General features: G+C 75.1%; 15 protein-coding genes and 1 pseudogene. 7 read left to right on the top strand and 9 right to left on the bottom strand.

Going from position 1 to position 19,854, the window contains the following annotated elements; genetic code table 11:
* Window positions 1-497 precede the first annotated feature (497 nt).
* Window positions 498-1,526 carry a GlxA family transcriptional regulator gene (locus ACZ6AQ_RS18550; RefSeq protein WP_468760724.1) on the bottom strand — a complete coding sequence of 343 codons (1,029 nt, stop codon included), beginning with the start codon at window positions 1,524-1,526 and terminating at the stop codon, window positions 498-500.
* 87 nt (window positions 1,527-1,613) lie between these two features.
* On the opposite strand from ACZ6AQ_RS18550, the gene ACZ6AQ_RS18545 reads away from it, so the two are divergent.
* Window positions 1,614-2,210: a cysteine hydrolase family protein gene (locus ACZ6AQ_RS18545; RefSeq protein WP_468760723.1), complete on the top strand. Its 597-nt coding sequence runs from the start codon at window positions 1,614-1,616 to the stop codon at window positions 2,208-2,210.
* Window positions 2,211-2,226: 16 nt separating this feature from the next.
* Here the strand turns inward: ACZ6AQ_RS18545 and proC are convergent, their stop codons facing one another.
* From proC to ACZ6AQ_RS18530, 3 genes are all read right to left on the bottom strand, one after another.
* Complete coding sequence (gene proC / locus ACZ6AQ_RS18540; RefSeq protein ID WP_388690655.1) at window positions 2,227-3,036, bottom strand: pyrroline-5-carboxylate reductase; 810 nt, start codon at window positions 3,034-3,036, stop codon at window positions 2,227-2,229.
* 120 nt (window positions 3,037-3,156) lie between these two features.
* Window positions 3,157-3,681 carry a hypothetical protein gene (locus tag ACZ6AQ_RS18535; RefSeq protein ID WP_388690658.1) on the bottom strand — a complete coding sequence of 175 codons (525 nt, stop codon included), beginning with the start codon at window positions 3,679-3,681 and terminating at the stop codon, window positions 3,157-3,159.
* Window positions 3,682-3,766: 85 nt separating this feature from the next.
* Complete coding sequence (locus ACZ6AQ_RS18530; RefSeq protein ID WP_468760722.1) at window positions 3,767-4,111, bottom strand: SH3 domain-containing protein; 345 nt, start codon at window positions 4,109-4,111, stop codon at window positions 3,767-3,769.
* A gap of 158 nt (window positions 4,112-4,269) precedes the next feature.
* On the opposite strand from ACZ6AQ_RS18530, the gene ACZ6AQ_RS18525 reads away from it, so the two are divergent.
* Window positions 4,270-6,465, top strand: a complete 2,196-nt coding sequence (locus ACZ6AQ_RS18525) for a protein kinase domain-containing protein (RefSeq protein ID WP_468760721.1) — start codon at window positions 4,270-4,272, stop codon at window positions 6,463-6,465.
* A gap of 85 nt (window positions 6,466-6,550) precedes the next feature.
* On the opposite strand, the gene ilvD is transcribed toward ACZ6AQ_RS18525, so the two are convergent.
* The 3 genes from ilvD to ACZ6AQ_RS18510 form a co-directional block, all read right to left on the bottom strand.
* Window positions 6,551-8,404 (bottom strand): dihydroxy-acid dehydratase, encoded by a 1,854-nt coding sequence (ilvD, locus tag ACZ6AQ_RS18520; RefSeq protein WP_468760720.1) that lies wholly within the window; start codon window positions 8,402-8,404, stop codon window positions 6,551-6,553.
* 264 nt (window positions 8,405-8,668) lie between these two features.
* Window positions 8,669-9,505, bottom strand: coding sequence for a sugar phosphate isomerase/epimerase family protein (locus tag ACZ6AQ_RS18515; RefSeq protein WP_388690666.1), 837 nt, complete (start codon window positions 9,503-9,505; stop codon window positions 8,669-8,671).
* Between the two features lie 144 nt (window positions 9,506-9,649).
* The gene (locus ACZ6AQ_RS18510) at window positions 9,650-10,582 is read right to left on the bottom strand and encodes a Ppx/GppA family phosphatase (protein WP_468760719.1); all 933 of its coding nucleotides are present in this window, start codon (window positions 10,580-10,582) and stop codon (window positions 9,650-9,652) included.
* 154 nt (window positions 10,583-10,736) lie between these two features.
* Between ACZ6AQ_RS18510 and ACZ6AQ_RS18505 the strand changes: the two genes are divergently transcribed.
* Window positions 10,737-11,495, top strand: a complete 759-nt coding sequence (locus ACZ6AQ_RS18505; RefSeq protein WP_468760740.1) for a DUF3109 family protein — start codon at window positions 10,737-10,739, stop codon at window positions 11,493-11,495.
* Between the two features lie 30 nt (window positions 11,496-11,525).
* On the opposite strand, the gene ACZ6AQ_RS18500 is transcribed toward ACZ6AQ_RS18505, so the two are convergent.
* The gene (locus ACZ6AQ_RS18500; RefSeq protein ID WP_468760718.1) at window positions 11,526-13,319 is read right to left on the bottom strand and encodes a hypothetical protein; all 1,794 of its coding nucleotides are present in this window, start codon (window positions 13,317-13,319) and stop codon (window positions 11,526-11,528) included.
* Window positions 13,320-13,561: 242 nt separating this feature from the next.
* Between ACZ6AQ_RS18500 and radA the strand changes: the two genes are divergently transcribed.
* Window positions 13,562-14,965: a DNA repair protein RadA gene (radA, locus tag ACZ6AQ_RS18495; RefSeq protein WP_468760717.1), complete on the top strand. Its 1,404-nt coding sequence runs from the start codon at window positions 13,562-13,564 to the stop codon at window positions 14,963-14,965.
* 425 nt (window positions 14,966-15,390) lie between these two features.
* A complete protein-coding gene (gene disA / locus ACZ6AQ_RS18490; protein WP_388690677.1) occupies window positions 15,391-16,515 on the top strand; it encodes a DNA integrity scanning diadenylate cyclase DisA in 1,125 nt (374 codons plus the stop codon).
* Between the two features lie 72 nt (window positions 16,516-16,587).
* On the opposite strand, the gene ACZ6AQ_RS18485 is transcribed toward disA, so the two are convergent.
* Window positions 16,588-17,496 carry a DUF4232 domain-containing protein gene (locus ACZ6AQ_RS18485; RefSeq protein WP_468760716.1) on the bottom strand — a complete coding sequence of 303 codons (909 nt, stop codon included), beginning with the start codon at window positions 17,494-17,496 and terminating at the stop codon, window positions 16,588-16,590.
* Between the two features lie 222 nt (window positions 17,497-17,718).
* Here ACZ6AQ_RS18485 and ACZ6AQ_RS18480 point away from each other — a divergent pair.
* Together ACZ6AQ_RS18480 and ACZ6AQ_RS18475 are read left to right on the top strand one after the other, a co-directional pair.
* Window positions 17,719-18,381 (top strand): annotated as a pseudogene (locus tag ACZ6AQ_RS18480) (phosphatase PAP2 family protein); the annotation flags it as partial.
* A 500-nt stretch (window positions 18,382-18,881) separates the two neighbouring features.
* Window positions 18,882-19,817, top strand: a complete 936-nt coding sequence (locus ACZ6AQ_RS18475; protein WP_468760715.1) for an HhH-GPD family protein — start codon at window positions 18,882-18,884, stop codon at window positions 19,815-19,817.
* The last annotated feature ends 37 nt before the right edge of the window (window positions 19,818-19,854 follow it).

Genomic DNA, 19,854 nt, shown 5'->3' with positions numbered 1-19,854 from the left:
AGGTCCGGCCGGACGGGGTATCAACTAATCTGGCGTTGATTTTTGGCACGCTGTTGAGTTCTCAAGGAACGGACGCTTCCTTCGTACTCACCCTCGTCGGGCTTTCCTCCGGGCTTTTCCCTTCGGTCTTGCGTTTCCGACTCTATCAGATCTTTCCGATCCGATTTCCCCGGTGCTTTCCGGTCCCGTTCGCTTTCGCTCCGGGCCCTTCCGGCGGTTCCGACTCTATCAGATCCTTTCGGCGTCTGATTCCCGGTCAGCGGGAGTTGTCTTTCCGGCCGTTGGGCCGTTCCGACGAGTGAGACTTTAGCGGATTCCCCGCCTCCGACGCTAATCGGGGGCCTGCGCCCAAACCTTCGAACGCGGATTCCTCATTTCGCAAAAGCTCACGGAAAACGCGACGGCGCGGCAAAGCGCTGTCGGCTTCTGGAGGTCTTGCGGAATGGCTGTCCGGGGCCGACCGGGGTCGGTGCTCACGTCGGACAACTCGGAGAACACTACGGAGACCGGTATGCCGTGTCAACCTCGGTCCGGGAGGCCCGGTGACGGAAGGCGTTGCGGTAGTCGCGGGGGCTGGTGGAGAGGTGGGAGGCGAAGTGCTGGCGCATGGTGACCTCGCTGCCGAAGCCCGCGCGGCGGGCCACCTCGGGGAGGGCGTGGTCGGTGCGTTCGAGGAGCTTCTGGGCGGCGGCCACGCGCTGGGCGACGAGCCAGTGCAGAGGCGTGGTGCCGGTGGTGGCCCGGAAGTGGCGCGCGAAGGAGCGGGGGGACATGCCGGCGAGGGCGGCCAGGCTCGCGACGGTGTGGGGCTCGTCGAGGTGGGCGAGCGCGTGGGCGCGTACGGCGGCGAGGGCGTCCGCGTCGCGGTCGGCGCGGGGGGTGGGGCGCTCGATGAACTGGGCCTGGGTCCCCGTACGGAAGGGAGCCGTGACCATGGAGCGGGCCACGGTCGCCGCCGCTTCCGCGCCGTGGGCCGTACGGACCAGGTGGAGGCAGAGGTCGATGCCCGCCGCGGTGCCGGCCGAGGTCCAGATGCCGGAGTCCTCCACGTAGAGGGCATCGGGTTCGACCCGTACGGCCGGGTGGCGGGCGGCGAGGGTCCCGGTCAGGTGCCAGTGGGTGACGGCGCGGCGGCCGTCGAGGAGTCCGGCGCGGGCGAGGACGAAGGCGCCGGCGCAGAGCGAGGCGACCGGGACGCCGGCGGAGTGGGCGCGGCGGAGGGCGTCGAGGACGGGGGCCGGGAAGTCGGCGTCCGGGTCCTCGACGCCGGGGACGACCACCAGGTCCGCGGAGGTGAACCCGTCCAGCCAGTCGAGCGGGCGGTCCGGGGCGAGGGAGAGGCCGCCGCGCAGGGGAACGGGGGCGCCCGGGTCGGCGGCGGCGCGGTGGAGCGCGAACGGGGGGACACCGCGGAGGGTGCGGTCGCTGCCCCAGACCTCGGTGATGACGGCGACGTCGAAGGCCCGGACGCCCGGGAAGGCGAGGAGGGCGACGCGCTGGGGGCGGGTCCCCGGTGATGACGGCATGGACGGCGGCATGCCTGGCAGTAAACCATCGATCAGTGGCATGCGGCCTTCTGGGAAGGGGCCGGGGACGGCGGCAGGATCGGGAGCATGGAGATCACCGAGAACGCCGCGCTGGTTGTCGTCGACGTGCAGAAGGGCTTCGAGGAGGAGTACTGGGGAAAGCGGAACAACCCGGCCGCGGAGGAGAACATCGCGGCGCTGATCGACCTGTGGCAGGAGACGGGCCGTCCGGTCGTCTTCGTGCGGCACGACTCCGCGGAGGGGGCACGGTCGCCGCTGCGGTCCGGATACGAAGGAAATGACTTCAAGGACTTCGTGGCGGAGCGGCGGGGGAAGGGGAGCGGTCCGGAGCTGCTGGTCACGAAGTCCGTGAACTCCGCCTTCTACGGGGAGCCGTCCCTGGACGCGTGGCTGCGGGGGCGGGAGATCGGGCAGATCGTGATCGTCGGCATCCAGACGAACATGTGCAACGAGACGACGGCCCGGATGGGCGGGAACCTCGGGTACGACGTGGTGTTCCCGCTGGACGCGATGCACACCTTCGACCTGGAGGGGCCGCACGGCTGGGCGGCGAGCGCGGACGAGCTGACGCGGGCGACGGCGATCTCCCTGCACGGGGGAGGGTTCGCGAAGGTCGTGACGGCGGAGGACGTGCTGCGGGGGGCGTCCGCCGGGGCCCGGTGACCCCGGCGGGAACGGGTCAGCCGTTGCCGGAGGCCAGCTCGCGGCTGCGGTCGCGGGCCGCTTCGAGTGCGGCGATGAGGGCGGCCCGTACGCCGTGGTTCTCCAGCTCGCGGATGGCGCTGATGGTGGTGCCGGCCGGGGAGGTGACGGCCTCGCGGAGCTTGACCGGGTGCTCGCCGCTGTCGCGGAGCATCACGGCGGCGCCGATGGCGGCCTGGACGATGAGGTCGTGGGCCTGGGCGCGGGGCAGGCCGAGGAGGATGCCGGCGTCGGTCATGGCCTCGACCAGGAAGTAGAAGTACGCGGGGCCGGAGCCGGAGAGGGCGGTGGCGGCGTCCTGCTGGGACTCGGGGACGCGGAGAGTCTTGCCGACGCCGCCGAAGATCTTCTCGGTGTGGGCGAGGTGGTCGGGGGTGGCGTGGCTGCCGGCCGAGAGGACGGACATGCCCTCGTCCACCAGGACCGGGGTGTTGGGCATGACCCGGACGACGGGGGTGCCGGGGGTGAGGCGGTCCTCGATGAAGGAGGTGGGGATGCCCGCCGCCGCGCTGACGACCAGGTGGCCGGTGGTGACGTGCGGGGCGAGTTCCTCCAGGAGGCGGCCCATGTCCTGGGGCTTGACGGCCAGGATGAGGGTGTCGGCGCGCTCGGCGGCCTCGGCGTTGGTGACGGTCTCGACGCCGTAGCGGGTGCGCAGTTCGTCGGCGCGTTCGGCGCGGCGCGCGGTGACCAGGAGGTTTCCGGGGCGCCGGCCGGCGCGGATCATGCCGCTGAGGAGCGCTTCACCGATCTTGCCGGTGCCGAGGACTGCGACGGTCTGGGTCATGGCTCTGTTCACCTCGCCGGAGGGGGTACGGGGCGTCATCCTCGCACCGGGGCCGTGCCGGTGCGGCGGGTGTCCGAGGGGCGGTCAGCGGCCGGCCGGGGCGGCGGGAGGGGGGCGGGGTCAGCCGCGCCGGGGCTTCCTGCGGGCGGACGGGTTGCCCGCGCGGGAGGAGCGGCGCTTCTCGTACCGGGCGAGGGCCGCCTCGTACTCGGCGCGGCGCAGTCCCTCGCCGGGGGCCTCGGTCAGGCAGCGGACGCCGTAGGCGAGGAGCGAACCGACGAAGCCGATCGTCCTGAGGCTGCGCAGGGAGTCTTCGCGGGCCGGGTCGTCCGGGCGGCGCCGGAAGCCCTCCCAGGTCGCGCGGCAGGCGAGGGCGCTGCAGACCGCGAACATGACGATCACCAGGCCCTCGACGAAGCCGCCGGTGTCCGCGATCCGCAGCCCCTGGAAGGCGAAGCGCAGCACGAGGCAGGCCGCGACGGCGGTGGCGAACGAGCCGGCGGCCAGGCCGGCGCGGCGCAGCGCGTAGTGGCCGTCGTGGTCGACCCAGGTCGTGCCGAAGAAACGGATCTCCTCGGGCCGGGGGCCGCCGGTCGTGCCGTCCGCCGTGCGGGCCGTGCGGGGGTTCTGCTCGTCGTCGCTCACGGGACCGATTATCCCGGTCGTCCCGGTCGTCCCGGTCGTCCCGGTCGTGCTCGTCGTCCCCGTCGCCCCGGAGCGCCGGGGCGGGTCAGGCGCAGCGCGGTGCCACGAGCCCGTCGCTGCCCGTGCGCACGTACGCGTCGGAGACGTACTCCCCCGGCGCGACGCAGTCCCAGATCCGTGTGGTGCCGTACGGGCCGGTGATCCACTCGCCGTACTTCTGGCAGGAGATCGCCACCGTGGCGCCCAGGGGCAGCGAGCGGACGATCGGGTACTGGGTCCCCGGGCCCGACCGCACGTTGACCCGGTAGCCCGGCGCGACCGGGTAGCGGGTGGTGCTCGCCGCCGTGACGGTCGCGGTCGTCACGGCCGCCGCCGTACCGTCCGACGCGTCCTTCGTGCCCACGGCGTCCGTGCCGTCCATGGTGTCCATCCTGGTCCTCCCCCTTGGCGCACAAGCGCTCCGCCGAGTCTCACTCTCCGCGACGCGCAGGCTAGCAAGCCCCACCGACATCGGAGGCACCATCGACTAGGCTCCGTCGCGTCGCGCACGCGGGCGCGACGCGACGGGGAATCACACGGGGGTGGGCGATGCCACCGTTGCGCGGTACCGGTGCCGGCCGGGAGGACCGGGAGGCGGAGGAACCCGAGTACGCGGGGGACTACCGCCTCCAGGCGTGTCTGGGCTCCGGCGGCATGGGCGTCGTGCACCTCGCCTCCTCGGCCTCGGGACTGCGGCTCGCGGTCAAGGTCGTGCACGCGCGGTACGCGGAGGACCCGGAGTTCAGGGCGCGTTTCCGCCAGGAGGTGGCGGCCGCCCGGCGGGTCAGCGGCGCCTTCACCGCACCGGTCGTGGACGCCGATCCCGATGCCGTGCGGCCCTGGATGGCGACCCTCTACGTCCCCGGTCCCACCCTCGCCGACCAGGTGAGGCGGAACGGCCCCCTGTCCCCCGCCGAGCTGCGCCGGCTCACGGCGGGGCTCGCGGAGGCGCTGCGCGACATCCACCGCGCCGGGGTCGTCCACCGGGACCTCAAGCCCAGCAACGTCCTGCTCACCGACACCGGGCCCAAGGTCATCGACTTCGGCATCTCCCGGCCCGTCGACAGCGACCTGCGCACCGAGACGGGCAAGCTCATCGGCTCGCCGCCGTTCATGGCGCCCGAGCAGTTCCAGCGGCCGCGCGAGGTCGGGCCGGCGGCGGACGTCTTCGCGCTCGGCTCGGTCCTGGTGCACGCGGCGACCGGGCGGGGCCCGTTCGACTCCGACAGCCCGTACGTCGTGGCGTACCAGGTCGTCCACGACGAGCCCGACCTGACGGGCGTGCCGGAGGAGCTGGCGCCGCTCGTCGCGCGCTGCCTCGCCAAGGAGCCCGCCGAGCGGCCGGACCCGGCCCAGATCATGCGGGCGCTGCTGCCGCCCTCGTACGCGGCGGAGGCGTTCATACCGGCGCAGCGGCGGCGGCCCGTCCTGCCGGAGGCCGGGTCCGGGGGCGGCCGGGACGACGGCGGGCCGTCCCCGGCGGGCGCGTGGGACGCGGACACGCCGGTACGGGCCTCCGCGCCGGCCGTGCCCCGCCGGCGCGGGCGGTTCCGGCCGCGCCCGACGATCGCCGTCGCCGCCGCGCTCGCGCTCGCCGGGGCCGGCCTGTACGCGACGCTGCACTCCTCGACGGACGGCGGGCGCGTGGCTCCGCCGCGCCCGGACGAGGTGGCCACCTCCTTCGCGGGCTGGCACACCACGCTCCGGACGCACGGCCCCGCGTCCGCTCCCGCCTGCGCGGACGGCGGGGGCGCGCTGTACTGCGCGGCCCGGGGCGTCGGCATCGCCCGGCTCGACCCCGTGACGGGGAAGGTCCTCTGGTCGCGGGCCGCGCCCGTGGAGGAGGAGGCGCCCCGCGCGCCCGTGCTCCTCGCGGAAGGGCTGGTCGGCGCCGCCGCCCCGACGGGTCCGCTGCGGGCGTACGCGGTCGGGGACGGCGCTCCGGGGTGGACCGCCCGCGCGGACCGCCCCGAGACGTACCGGCCGGCCGGGTCCGCCGTCGTCCTGGCCGACGGCACCGGCGGCGTCCGGGCCGTCGACGCCCGGAGCGGCGCGGTGCTGTGGCGGCGCGTCCCGAGCGGCTTCCGGGTGCCGCGCCCGGGTCCGTACGACGCCCGCTCCGGTCTGCTCGCGGTCTCCGAGACCTCGGCCGACGGGACGCGCACGCGCGTGGGCGCGCTCAGGCCCCCGACCGGCGAGGTGGTGTGGCGGCGGGACCTGGCGGGCGACCTCGACCCGCTGGGGCACACCGGGGACGGTTCGCCGGTCCTCGCCTCCCGCCGCAGGGACGGGTCGGTGGACTCCCTCGTCCTGCTGGACGCCGGCGGCGGGGCGGCCGGTCCCGTGCGCAGGCTCGCCCTGCCGCACCGGTTCGACCTCCGGGGCGCCGCCGTGCGCGGTGCCGTCGTGTACCTGCTCGACGCGGGCGGGCACCTGACCGCCTTCGACACCGCCGCGCGGAAGGGGCGGGCGCTGTGGGACCTGGAGACGGCGGCGGGGAACGTCTCCGAGCCGGTCCTCGGCCCCGGCGACCGCCTGTACTTCTCCGTCCAGGACGGGCGGCTGCTCGCCGTCGACACCGCGCGCGGGACGCTCGCCGGCCAGACCCGGCCGCGCCTGCTGGACGGGCGGCTCGGGTACGCGTCCCTGGTGCCCGCGCCGCTGGCCGCCGGGGACCGGGTGTTCGGGACGGCGCCGGACGGTTCCGTCTTCGCGGTGGACGCGCGCGACCCGGCGTCCTGGTGAGCGTCCGGCCCGGGACCGGCGGGCCGGAAACGCGCGGAGGGGGAGCGGGTCCGGGACCCGCTCCCCCTCCGTACGCGCGCGGGGCTCAGCCCAGCTTCGTCACGTCCCGGACCGCGCCCTTGTCGGCGCTGGTCGCCATCGCCGCGTAGGCCCGCAGCGCCGCCGACACCTTGCGCTCGCGGTTCCTGGGCGCGTACACGCCGCCGAGGGCCTCACGGCGGGCCGCGAGGGTGGCGTCGTCGACGAGGAGTTCGATCGAGCGGTTCGGGATGTCGATGCGGACGCGGTCGCCGTCCTCGACGAGCGCGATCGTGCCGCCCGAGGCGGCCTCCGGGGAGGCGTGGCCGATGGAGAGGCCCGAGGTGCCGCCCGAGAAGCGGCCGTCGGTGACGAGGGCGCAGGTCTTGCCCAGGCCGCGGCCCTTGAGGAAGGAGGTGGGGTAGAGCATCTCCTGCATGCCGGGGCCGCCCTTGGGGCCCTCGTAGCGGATGACGACCACGTCGCCGTCCTGGACCCGCTTGTTCAGGATCTTCTCGACGGCCTCCTCCTGCGACTCGCAGACGACGGCCGGGCCCTCGAAGGTCCAGATGGACTCGTCGACGCCGGCGGTCTTCACGACGCAGCCGTCGACGGCGAGGTTGCCGCGCAGGACGGCGAGGCCGCCGTCCTTCGAGTAGGCGTGGGCCACGTCGCGGACGCAGCCGTTCGCCGCGTCCGTGTCGAGGGTGTCCCAGCGCTCGGACTGGGAGAAGGCGGTCGCCGAGCGGACGCAGCCGGGGGCCGCGTGCCACAGCTCGACGGCCTCCTCGGAGGGGGAGCCGCCGCGCACGTCCCAGGTCTCCAGCCACTCCTTGACGGAGCGGGAGTGGACGGAGTGGACGTCCTCGTCCAGGAGGCCCGCGCGGTAGAGCTCGCCGAGGATGGCCGGGATGCCGCCCGCCCGGTGCACGTCCTCCATGTAGTACGTGCGGTCCTTGGCGACGTTCGGGGCGACCTTGGCCAGGCAGGGCACGCGGCGGGAGACCTCGTCCATGTCGGTCAGGCCGTAGTCGAGCCCGGCCTCCTGGGCGGCGGCGAGCAGGTGCAGGATCGTGTTGGTGGAGCCGCCCATGGCGATGTCGAGGGCCATGGCGTTCTCGAAGGCCCCGCGGGTCGCGATCGAGCGCGGCAGGACGGAGGCGTCGTCCTCGTCGTAGTACCGGCGGGTGATGTCGACGACCGTGCGGGCCGCGTTCTCGTACAGCGCCCTGCGGGCGGTGTGGGTGGCGAGCACCGTGCCGTTGCCGGGGAGGGAGAGGCCGATCGCCTCGGTCAGGCAGTTCATCGAGTTGGCGGTGAACATGCCGGAACAGGAGCCGCAGGTCGGGCAGGCGTTCTCCTCGATGCGGGCGATGTCCTCGTCCGAGACGTTCGGGTTCACCGCGTCGGAGATCGCGTCGACCAGGTCGAGCGTGCGGACCGAGCCGTCGACGAGCGTGGCGCGGCCGGACTCCATCGGGCCGCCGGACACGAAGACCGTGGGGATGTTCAGGCGCAGGGCGGCCATCAGCATGCCCGGGGTGATCTTGTCGCAGTTGGAGATGCAGATGAGGGCGTCGGCGCAGTGCGCCTCGACCATGTACTCCACGCTGTCCGCGATCAGGTCGCGGGAGGGCAGGCTGTAGAGCATGCCGCCGTGGCCCATCGCGATGCCGTCGTCGACGGCGATCGTGTTGAACTCGCGGGCGATGCCGCCGGCGGCGGTGACGGCCTCGGAGACGATCCGGCCGACCGGCTGGAGGTGGGTGTGGCCGGGGACGAACTCCGTGAAGGAGTTGGCGACGGCGATGATCGGCTTCCGGCCGATGTCCGCGCCGGGTACACCGGAGGCACGCATCAGGGCGCGTGCGCCCGCCATGTTGCGGCCGTGGGTGACAGTGCGGGACCTCAGCTCGGGCATCGTCGCTCGCTCCTCGTGACGGGTGTGCTTGCTTCCGAGCGTACGCCGGTGGACCAAGATCTGGACAGACCGTCCGCATGCCGGACGGGCCGTCCGCCTTCCGGCCGGGTGCCGCAGGGGCGCCCGGGCCCCGGGTCACGGTCGCTCGGGGGCGGCGGACCGACCGTCCGCTCCCGACCCCGCGCCGGGACGGGCCCGGACCGGTCACGGGCGCGGGGTCGGGACGTGGCGTGGTGGATCGTCCGGCCGGCGCGGCCGGACCGGTCACGGGCGCGGGGTCCGGGAGGGGCGGTCCACGGGGGAGGCGAGGTGGAGGCGGGTGAAGGCGAGCGCTTCCGCGAGGTCGGCCTCGCGTTCGGCGGCGGACATCGCGCGGCGGGTGTTGACCTCGATGACGACGTGCCCGTCGAAGCCGGTGACCGCGAGGCGTTCGAGCAGTTCGGCGCAGGGCTGGGTGCCGCGCCCGGGGACCAGGTGCTCGTCCTTGGCGGACCCCTTGCCGTCGGCGAGGTGGACGTGGCCGAGCCGGTCGCCCATGCGGTCGATCATGGCGAGGGCGTCGGTGCGGGCGGTCGCGGTGTGCGAGAGGTCGATGGTGAAGTGCCGGTAGTCGTCCTTGGTGACGTCCCACTCGGGGGCGTACGCGAGCATCTCGCGGTCCTTGTACCGCCACGGGTACATGTTCTCGACGGCGAACCGGACGGGGGTCTCGTCCGCCATCCGCCAGATGCCGGTCACGAAGTCCCGGGCGTACTGGCGCTGCCAGCGGAACGGCGGGTGCACGACGACCGTGGAGGCGCCGAGCTTCTCGGCCGCCGCCCGCGCGCGCTGGAGCTTGACCCACGGATCGGTGGACCAGACGCGCTGGGTGATGAGGAGACAGGGGGCGTGCACGGCCAGGACCGGGACCCCGTGGTAGTCGGAGAGCCGGCGCAGCGCCTCGACGTCCTGGCTGACCGGGTCGGTCCACACCATGACCTCGACGCCGTCGTAGCCGAGGCGCGCGGCGATCTCGAAGGCCGTCGCCGTCGACTCCGGGTAGACCGAGGCCGTGGACAGGGCGACCTTCGCATCCGGGACGCGCACCACTGGTTCTGCCACCTGGACAGGGTACGGGGCGGGGCCGGGGGGCCGCGGGGGGCCGGGGGGTGGTTCCGGTCACGCCGGGGGACGCGCGCGGGGCGCGGGGCGCACGGCGGCCGGGAAGCCCCCGCCGCACGCGCGCGGGGCCCGGCGCCCGTCCCGCTACGCCTCCGGCAGGTGGTCCAGGCGGCGCAGGATGACGCCCTCGCGGAGGGCCCAGGGACAGATCTCCAGTTCCTCCACGCCGAGGAGGTCCATCGCGGCCTCCGCCACGAGCGCGCCCGCGAGGAGCTGGGAGGCACGCCCCTCCGAGACGCCCGGCAGGGCCGCGCGTTCGGCGGTGGTCATCCCGGCGAGGCGCGGGACCCATTCCTCCAGGGACCGGCGGGACAGGAGCCGCTGGACGTGGAGGCCCTCGCCCGAGCCGGGGGCCCCGGCGATCCTGGCCAGCTGCTTGAAGGTCTTGGAGGTGGCGACGACGTGGTCGGGGCGGCCGGAGCGGCTGAACCCGCCGACCGTACGGGCGATCCGCGCGCGCACGTGGCGGCGCAGCTCCTTCACGTCGGCGCTGTCGGCCGGGTCGCCCGGCAGCCAGCCGGCGGTCAGCCGGCCCGCGCCGAGCGGCAGGGAGACCGCCGTGTCGGGGTCCTCGTCGATGCCGTACGCGATTTCGAGGGAGCCGCCGCCGATGTCGAGGAGGAGCAGCCTCCCCGCGGACCAGCCGAACCAGCGGCGGGCGGCGAGGAAGGTGAGCCGGGCCTCCTCCTCGCCGGTGAGGACCTGGAGGTCGACGCCGGTCTCGTCCCTGACCCGGGACAGGACGGCGTCGGCGTTGCCGGCCTCGCGCACCGCGGAGGTCGCGAACGGCAGCAACTCCTCGCACCCCTTGTCCTCGGCGGCCTGGAGCGCCTCCCGGACGGTCGCGACGAGCCGCTCGACGCCACCGGGCGTTATCGCTCCTTCCGCGTCGAGGAGTTCGGCGAGGCGCAGTTCCGCCTTGTGGGAGTGGGCGGGCAGCGGGCGGGCGCCGGGGTGCGCGTCCACCACCAGGAGGTGCACCGTGTTCGAACCGACGTCGAGGACTCCGAGTCTCATGGGCGGAACGCTACTGCGCGCGCCGCATACGCTTGACGGCGTGCCAAAGACGAAAAAGGCGAAGCAGGACAAAGACAGCGGCGGCGTCCGGGACGCGAAGGCCGGCGGGGCGGCCGGGGCCGCGAAGGGCGCCGGGAAACGGGGCGGGAGGGCGGTGCCGGACGAGAAGGGCCTGGACTTCGCGCGGGCGTGGGTCGAGTTCCCCGACCCGGCCGACGAGGAGCAGGTCTTCCGCTGCGACCTGACCTGGCTGACCTCGCGCTGGACGTGCGTCTTCGGCAGCGGCTGCCAGGGCATCCAGGCGGGCCGGGCCGACGACGGCTGCTGCACGCTGGGCGCGCACTTCTCCGACGAGGACGACGAGAAGCGGGTCGCGGAGCACGTGGCCCGGCTCACTCCGGAGCTGTGGCAGTTCCACGACGTCGGCACGGAGTCGGGCTGGGTGCAGCTGGACGAGGACGGCGACCGGCAGACCCGCCGCTGGGAGGGGTCCTGCATCTTCCAGAACCGCCCCGGCTTCGCGGGCGGCATGGGCTGCTCGCTGCACATCCTGGCCCTGAAGGAGGGCCGGGAGCCGCTGGAGACCAAGCCGGACGTGTGCTGGCAGCTGCCGGTGCGCCGGACATACGACTGGATCGAGCGGCCGGACGACACCCGGGTCCTCCAGGTGTCGATCGGCGAGTACGACCGCCGGGGCTGGGGACCGGGCGGCCACGACCTGCACTGGTGGTGCACCTCGGCCACGTCGGCGCACGGGGCGGGGGAGCCGGTCTACGTCACGTACCGGCCCGAACTGACCGAGATGATGGGCGAGGAGGCGTACGCGGTCCTGGCCGGGCTGTGCGAGGCCCGGCTCGCCTCGCGACTGCCGCTGGTGGCCCCGCACCCGGCGGACCCGGTGCGCCCGGCCTGATCTCCGCGGCGGGGACGGTCCCGCCGCCCCTCACGGCGAGGGCGCCGGGGCCGGTTCCCCGGCCGGGGGCGGGGTCGTGCCCGGGTCCGTGGTCGCCGGCGGGGGCTCCTGCGTGGTCGGCGGCGGGCCGGTCGGCTCCGTCGTCGCCGGCGGCGGGGTCGTGGCGGGCGGTTCGGTCGTCGGGGGCGGGGTGGTCGGCTCCTCCGTCGGGGGCGGCGGTGTCGTGGGCGGCCTGGTCGGCTCCGTCGTCGCCGGCGGGGGGTCCGCCGGCACCGGGGGCCGGGGGAAGCCGGGCGCGGGCCCGGCGGCGCGGGGCGGCTCGGCCCGGCCGGAGCCGTCGATGCGCACCACGGCGCCCGAGGGGTTCACCCCGATCCGCGCGCTCCACGCGCCCGCGGGCTCGCGGGCGTGGTCGACGCGGACCGCGACCGTGACCGTCTCGCCGGGGCGCAGGGTGCCGGAGGCGCGGCTCACGTAGAGCCAGGGCGCGTCGGTCCACAGGGCCCATCCGACGGGCGAGCCCCCGGCGGCGGTGAGCGTCAGGAGGGTCAGGTCGCCGTGGCCGCGCGCGCCGACCGTGATCCAGCCGGGGGCGGGTGCGCCGGGCCGCGACGGCTTCCCGGTGCCGGTGGGCCCGCCGGGGCTGACCACCTCGACGGAGACGTCGGGGGCGCGGCTGCCCCGGGTGAAGCGGGGCTCGGGGGTGTCCCGGGCGTTGCCCGCGTTCTCGTACCGGTCGTACGGGCGCCCGCCCGGTCCCGTCTCCTCGCCCTTCTCGGCCGCGCTGATCCCGCCCCCGTCGTGGGCGCTCGTCCCGGCGGTGTCCCGGTAGGAGGTCCACAGGGCGAGGACGGGGGCGGCGACCACGGCCGCGACGACGGTGGTGGTCACGGCGCGGGCCCGCATCCGGTCGCGGCGGGCCGCGTGGTCCTTGGGGTCGAGGGGGAAGCCGGTCGGCGCGAAGCGCGGGGCGCCGCCGCGCGCGCGGGGCACGTGCGGCGCCGCCGGGTACGCGGCGGCCCGGGGCGCCTCCACGAGCGGCAGCCGGCCCGGGGTGAGGGACGAGGCGCCGGGCCAGGGGGCCCCGGCGCCCACGCGCTCGGCCGCGCGGCGGCAGCGGGGGCAGTCGTCCACGTGCCGGACGAGTTCGGCGCGCAGGGCGGACGAGAGCAGGACGCGGTGGTCGCCGGTGAGCCGGGCGACGGTGGGGCAGCTGCCGGTCTCCACGACGGCGAGGGCGGCGCGGGTGCGTTCGACCTCGCAGGAGGCGGCGGCGAGGAGTTCGCGGGCGGCGAGCGGGTCGAGGGAGAGGACGGCGGCGATCTGGCGGTGGCTGAGGCCGTGCCGTACGGCGAGTTCGAGCGCCTCGCGCTGCTCGGGCGTGGTGCCGGCGGCCTCGGGCCAGGCCAGGAGGGCGAGTTCGGCGCGGTGGCGGGCGGCGGTCTCCTCGGAGACCCGGGGCGGTTCGGGCGGGGTGACGGCGGGGCGGCCGGTGTGGGCGCCCTGGCGCTTGCGGCGCTGCTCGCCGAGGCTGCGGAGACAGGCCCAGCGGGTGAGGGCGTACAGCCAGGCCGTGCGGCCGTCCTCGTCGGAGGGACAGCGGGCCCGGTGGCGTTCGGCCGCGGCGAGGGCGTCGCCGAGGACGGCGGTGGCCGTGTCGTGGTCGCAGAGCACGGAGAGGCAGTACGTGAAGAGGCCGTCGAGGACGTCTTCGTAACGGGCGGGGGACCGCCGGCCGAGCGTGCGCGGTCCCTGGTCCGTGGTGCGGTGCGCCCGGTGTGCGCCGGTGGTGCGTGCGGGGGATTCCAGCCTGCTGCTCGTCACCGGTCGACCCTAGGCAGGACGGAGGGCACTTTTCGTACCGGTCGCGCACTTCTCATCCTTACGGGTGAAGGTATCGCTCGAAAGGGGACAGGAATCCGGTATTCCGTGGACGGGTGGGGTCCGGGACGGGCGAGCGCCGAGAGGGCGGAGGCGGCGCCGCCGCCGGCCTCCCCCGGCGCCGGGCGGGGGCTGCGCCGGGGACGGACGGCCCGTTGTCGGTGGCGGCGGTTACGGTGGGGCGCATGGCTGCCCGTACGAAATCCACCAAGGACCGTCCGTCCTACCGCTGCACCGAATGCGGCTGGCAGACGGCCAAGTGGCTCGGCCGCTGCCCCGAGTGCCAGGCGTGGGGGACGGTGGAGGAGTACGGCGCGCCCGCCGTCCGCACGACCGCCGCGGGCCGGGTGTCCGCCGCCGCCGTCCCCATCGGGCAGGTCGACGGCCGGCAGGCGACCGCCCGCTCGACCGGCGTGGACGAGCTGGACCGGGTCCTCGGCGGGGGCCTCGTGCCCGGCGCCGTCGTGCTCCTCGCGGGCGAGCCGGGCGTCGGCAAGTCCACGCTGCTGCTCGACGTGGCCGCCAAGGCGGCGAGCGACGAGCACCGCACCCTCTACGTCACCGGCGAGGAGTCCGCGAGCCAGGTCCGGCTGCGCGCCGACCGCATCCACGCGCTCAGCGACCACCTGTACCTGGCGGCCGAGACCGATCTGTCGGCCGTCCTCGGCCATCTCGACGCCGTGAAGCCGTCGCTCCTGATCATGGACTCGGTGCAGACCGTCGCCTCCCCCGAGATCGACGGCGCGCCCGGCGGCATGGCGCAGGTCCGCGAGGTCGCGGGCGCCCTCATCCGGGCCTCCAAGGAGCGCGGCATGTCCACGCTCCTGGTCGGTCACGTCACCAAGGACGGGGCCATCGCCGGACCCCGGCTCCTGGAGCACCTGGTGGACGTCGTCCTGAGCTTCGAGGGCGACCGGCACGCGCGCCTGCGTCTCGTCCGGGGCGTGAAGAACCGGTACGGGGCGACCGACGAGGTCGGCTGCTTCGAACTGCACGACGAGGGGATCACCGGGCTCGCGGACCCGTCCGGACTCTTCCTGACCCGGCGCGACGTGGCGGTGCCGGGCACCTGTCTGACCGTCACCCTGGAGGGGCGCAGGCCGCTCGTCGCCGAGGTGCAGGCCCTGACGGTGGACTCCCAGATCCCCTCCCCGCGCCGGACCACCTCCGGCCTGGAGACCTCCCGCGTCTCGATGATGCTGGCGGTCCTGGAGCAGCGCGGCCGGATCAGCGCGCTGGGCAAGCGGGACATCTACAGCGCGACCGTGGGCGGGGTGAAGCTCACCGAGCCCGCCGCCGACCTGGCGATCGCGCTCGCGCTCGCCTCCGCCGCGAGCGACACCCCGCTGCCGAAGAACCTGGTGGCGATCGGTGAGGTCGGTCTCGCGGGCGAGGTCCGGCGGGTGACGGGTGTCCAGCGCCGCCTCTCGGAGGCGCACCGCCTGGGCTTCACCCACGCCCTGGTCCCCTCCGACCCGGGGAAGGTCCCGCCGGGCATGAAGGTGACCGAAGTGGCGGACATGGGCGACGCGCTGCGGGTCCTGCCGCGCGGCCGGCGCGCGAAGGCGCCGGAGACCGCGGAGGGGTAGGGCGCACCGGTCCGGTCCCGGGAAGGGCCGTCGTCGGGGCGGACCCGGGGAAGCGGGAGAAGGGCCGCCGCCGGACGGACCCGGGGGACTCGGGAGAAGCGGGGGAAGGGCCCGCCGGGCCCGGTCCGGAGGGACCGGGAAGACCTCCCCGAGGACCGCCCCGGAGGGATCGGCAAGGTCCTTCGGGGCGATTCCCGGGCACGCGGCGGGGTCCTCCGGGGCAACCTCAGGGGGTCCTGGGGGGTCCTTCAGAGCAACCCCGCAGGGTCCGGCGAAGGATCCTCCGGGAAGGAGAGGGGTGGGGTCCGCCCCGGAGCGGAAACCCCTTTCCGACCGCCCGCGATCGGTCGGGGGCGGAGGACGGCTGGGTGGTGTCGCTAGACTTTGCCCTGGTCTCGCCCATCCGTACGAGCCGGAGGAGTGCAGTGGCAGCCAAGGACGGGGCAGCAGCTCCCGGAAAGTCCGGCGCGGGCTCCGGCAACGAAGCGCTGATGCGCGCCGCCCTGAGCGCGGTCGCGCCGGGCACCGCCCTGCGCGACGGCCTGGAGCGGATCCTCCGGGGGAACACGGGCGGGCTCATCGTGCTCGGCCTGGACAAAGCGGTCGACTCGATGTGTACCGGCGGTTTCGTGCTGGACGTCGAGTTCACCTCCACGCGCCTGCGGGAGCTGTGCAAGCTCGACGGCGCGCTCGTCCTGGACAAGGACATCACCAAGATCCACCGGGCGGGCGTGCAGCTGGTCCCGGACGCCTCCATCCCCACCGAGGAGACCGGAACCCGCCACCGCACCGCGGACCGGGTCTCCAAGCAGTGCAACTTCCCCGTCGTCTCCGTCTCCCAGTCGATGCGGCTGATCGCGCTGTACGTGCACGGCGAGCGCCGCGTCCTGGAGGAGTCGGCCGCGATCCTGTCCCGCGCCAACCAGGCGCTCGCGACCCTGGAGCGGTACAAGCTCCGGCTGGACGAGGTGGCGGGCACGCTCTCCGCCCTGGAGATCGAGGACCTGGTCACGGTCCGGGACGTCACCGCCGTCGCCCAGCGCCTGGAGATGGTCCGCCGGATCGCCACCGAGATCGCGGAGTACGTGGTCGAACTCGGCACCGACGGACGGCTCCTCTCGCTCCAGCTGGACGAGCTGATCGCGGGCGTGGAACCGGAGCGCGAGCTGGTGATCCGGGACTACGTGCCGGAACCCACCGCCAAGCGCTCGCGGACGGTCGCGGAGGCGCTCACCGAGCTGGACGCGCTCACCCACACCGAACTGCTCGAACTCCCGGTCGTGGCACGGGCCCTCGGTTACAGCGGCTCGCCCGAGACCCTCGACTCGGCGGTCTCACCGCGCGGTTACCGCCTCCTCGCGAAGGTGCCGCGGCTGCCCGGCGCGATCATCGAGCGTCTCGTGGAGCACTTCGGCGGACTGCAGAAGCTCCTCGCGGCCAGCGTGGACGACCTCCAGGCCGTCGACGGCGTCGGCGAGGCCCGCGCCCGCAGCGTCCGCGAGGGCCTGTCCCGGCTCGCGGAGTCCTCGATCCTGGAGCGGTACGTCTGACGGGTCCGCGCGCGGCGGGGACCACCGGCCGGGGGCCGGCGCGCGCCCTTGCGGGAGCGCGGCCGGACGCCGTCAGTCCTCGGCGAGCGTGAACGAGACCGGGAGGATCTTCACGCCCGGCATCGTGGCCTCCACCAGGTAGGTGCCGGGGCCGACCCGGCCCGCCGGGGCGGTGGCGCACTGCGGGGCGCTGCGCACGCGGTCCCACTCCACGGTGTGGGTGACGGTGGCGCCGGCGGGGACCCGCAGCAGGACCGGGTCGCCGGGGCGCGGGCAGTGGGCGGAGGACCAGATCTCGCCCTGCTTGTCGACCGCGCTGATCGTCAGGACCGCGTTGCGCGGCCCGAAGTCCGCCTTGCAGGTGGTGTCCGAGGTGTTCCTGGCGACGAGACGGAAGCGGGGCTTCTCGTCCGCCTCGTAGGCGACGTCGACGGAGCCGAGCGTCAACCGGAGCGCGTCGGCGGGGCAGTTGGGGAGCGGGGAGTCCGCCGGGACCCGCTGTCCCGCGCCGGTGCCCGCGCCGCCGTCGCCGCCCGCGCCGTCGGTGTCGCCGTTCTTGCCGGCCGCACCGGCCGTACCGGCGTCCGCGGAGCCCGTATCGCCGTTCGCGGAGCCCGCGCCCGTACCGCCGGAGCCCGTACCGGCGTTCGCGCCCGCGCCCGTGCCGCCCGAACCGCCGGTGCCCCCGCCCACGCCGCCGGTGCCGTCACCGGAGGAGCCGCCGGTCGCGCCCGACTCGTCGCGCCCGCCCGGCTGTTGGGTGATCACCGGGCCCGAGCCCGAGGGGCCGGGGGTGATCGAGGGCGGCGTGGGCGACGAGCCGTTGGCCGAGTCGTTCGGCTTCTTCCCGCCCCCGCCCGCGGAGGTGACGACCCATGCGGTGAGCAGTGCGAGGAGCGCCACCAGGCACAGCGCCACCGCCCTCCGTCGCCAGTAGATGGTGGAGGGAAGCGGCCCGACCGGATTGCGCAAAGATCCCACGCCCCGAACCTTACGAGAGAACCGGCCCAACTCCCGCCCCACCCGCCGCCCGAGACCCCAAGTTTTGCCGATGATCACACCCGTCTCCCGGGAACTTTTTCCGGTGCCCCATCCGGAAACGGAAGAACCGCAACAAATTGCCGCACCCGGTTTCCGCCGGGGACCGCTCCGCCCCCGGGCCCGGGGGCGGAGCGTCCCGGATTCCGGTTAGCGTCGTCCCCCATGAACACCCTCCTCGGCTTCTCCGAGCGCCTGTACCTCGACGTCTCCGGCTTCGCCCACTCCACCCCCCACTGGTTCCAGTGGCTCGCCGAGGTCTGGACCGAGGCCGGACTCCTGCTCTTCGGCGCGCTGTTCCTGGCCGGCTGGTGGCGCTCGCGCGAGGGAACGGAACGGGCGATGGCGCTCGCGCTGCTCGCCCCGCTCGCCACCGCCTTCGGCTACGTGGTGAGCGAGGCGCTCAAGTCCCTGATCGACGAGGAACGTCCCTGCCGGGCGGTCTCCGGAGCACCCGTCCCACTCGTCACCTGCCCGCCGTACGGCGACTGGTCCTTCCCCAGCAACCACTCGGCCATCGCGGGCGCCGCCGCGATCGCGCTCGCCCTGTCCTGGCGCGGGATGGCCCGGTTCACCGTGCCGATGGCGCTGCTCATGGCCTTCTCCCGGGTCTTCGTCGGCGTGCACTACCCGCACGACGTGACCGTGGGCCTGCTCCTGGGCGCCCTCGTCGCCTTCCTGGTGATGCGGGGGGCGGCGCGGCCGGTGGAGTCGCTGGTGAGGACGGCCCGGTCGAGCCGGAGCGCGGCGGTGGTGTGGTGCGCGGGACGGGGCCCCGGGGCGGCGGCCCCCGCGCCCGCCGCGCCCCGCGCGGCCGGTCACGCCGCCGGCCCGTCGTACGACAACGGCCCGGCGTCGTACGAGGGCGGATCGACGTCGTACGACAACGGCCCGGCGCGGTACGAAGGCGGACCGGCGCGGTACGAGGACGGTCCGGCGCGGTACGACGCCCCGTCCCCGTACGCCCCGTCCCCGTACGCCCCGGCCGATCCGCGCGCGGCGGCCTCCCCGTACACCTCGCCCTCTCCGTACGCCCCGGCCGCCTCCGCCGACCCGTACGCCCCCGCCCCCTCCCCCGCTCCGGAGAACCCGTACGCCTCCCCCGGCCCGTACGCTCCCGGCGACCCGTACGCCTCCCCCGCCCCGTACGCCTCCTCCGACCCGTACGCCCCGGGCGCCCCCGTCGATCCGTACGCTCCGGCCGATCCGTACGCCCCCGGCGACCAGGCCGGTCCCGGTCCGCAGGGGCCCTCCGGGCCCGGGTGGGACCGGCGCGCCCCGGGCGGCTCGTACTGATCTCCCCTCGGTCGTGTCAGGATCGGAGGGCCATGACTTCCATCGACGCTCCCTCCGTCTCCGGGTCCCCCGCCGTCCCGGGGGTCCCCACCGACCCCGCCGCGCTGCACCGGCCCGTCCTCGCCTGGTTCGACCAGCACGCCCGCGACCTGCCCTGGCGCCGCCCCGAGGCCGGTGCCTGGGGCGTCATGGTCAGCGAGTTCATGCTCCAGCAGACCCCGGTCGTCCGGGTCCTCCCGGTGTACGAGCGGTGGCTCGCGCGCTGGCCCCGCCCCGCCGACCTGGCCGCCGAGGCCCCCGGGGAGGCGGTCCGCGCCTGGGGCAGGCTCGGCTACCCGCGCCGGGCACTGCGGCTGCACGCGGCGGCCGTGGCCATAACGGAACGCCACGGCGGGGACGTCCCCACCGACCACGGGCAGCTCCTCGCGCTGCCCGGCATCGGCGAGTACACCGCCGCCGCGGTGGCCTCCTTCGCCTACGGGCAGCGGCACGCCGTCCTGGACACCAACGTGCGCCGGGTCTTCGCACGGGCCGCGACCGGCGTCCAGTACCCGCCGAACGCCACCACGGCCGCCGAGCGGCGGCTCGCCCGCGCCCTGCTGCCGGAGGACGAGACGACGGCCTCCCGCTGGGCCGCCGCCTCCATGGAGCTGGGCGCGCTGGTGTGCACGGCGAAGAACGAGGACTGCGGACGCTGCCCGATCTCCGGGCAGTGCGCCTGGCGGCTCGCGGGGAAGCCGGCGCACGAGGGCCCGCCCCGGCGCGGTCAGACCTACGCCGGGACCGACCGGCAGGTGCGGGGCCGGCTCCTCGCCGTCCTGCGGGACTCGGCGGACCCGGTGGCGCAGGGGGTCCTGGACGCGGTCTGGGACGAGCCGGTGCAGCGGACCCGGGCCCTGGACGGCCTGGTCGCGGACGGTCTGGTCGAGCCGCTGGAGGGCGGCTTCTACCGCCTGCCGCTCTCCTGAGACCGCGCCTCGCCTCCCGGAGCGGCGGGGTCCCGCC

The sequence above is a fragment of the Streptomyces sp. NPDC041191 genome (genome assembly GCF_055591945.1).
The sequence above is the reverse complement of the archived record's forward strand: the minus strand, read 5'-3'. Positions and strand labels throughout refer to the sequence as shown.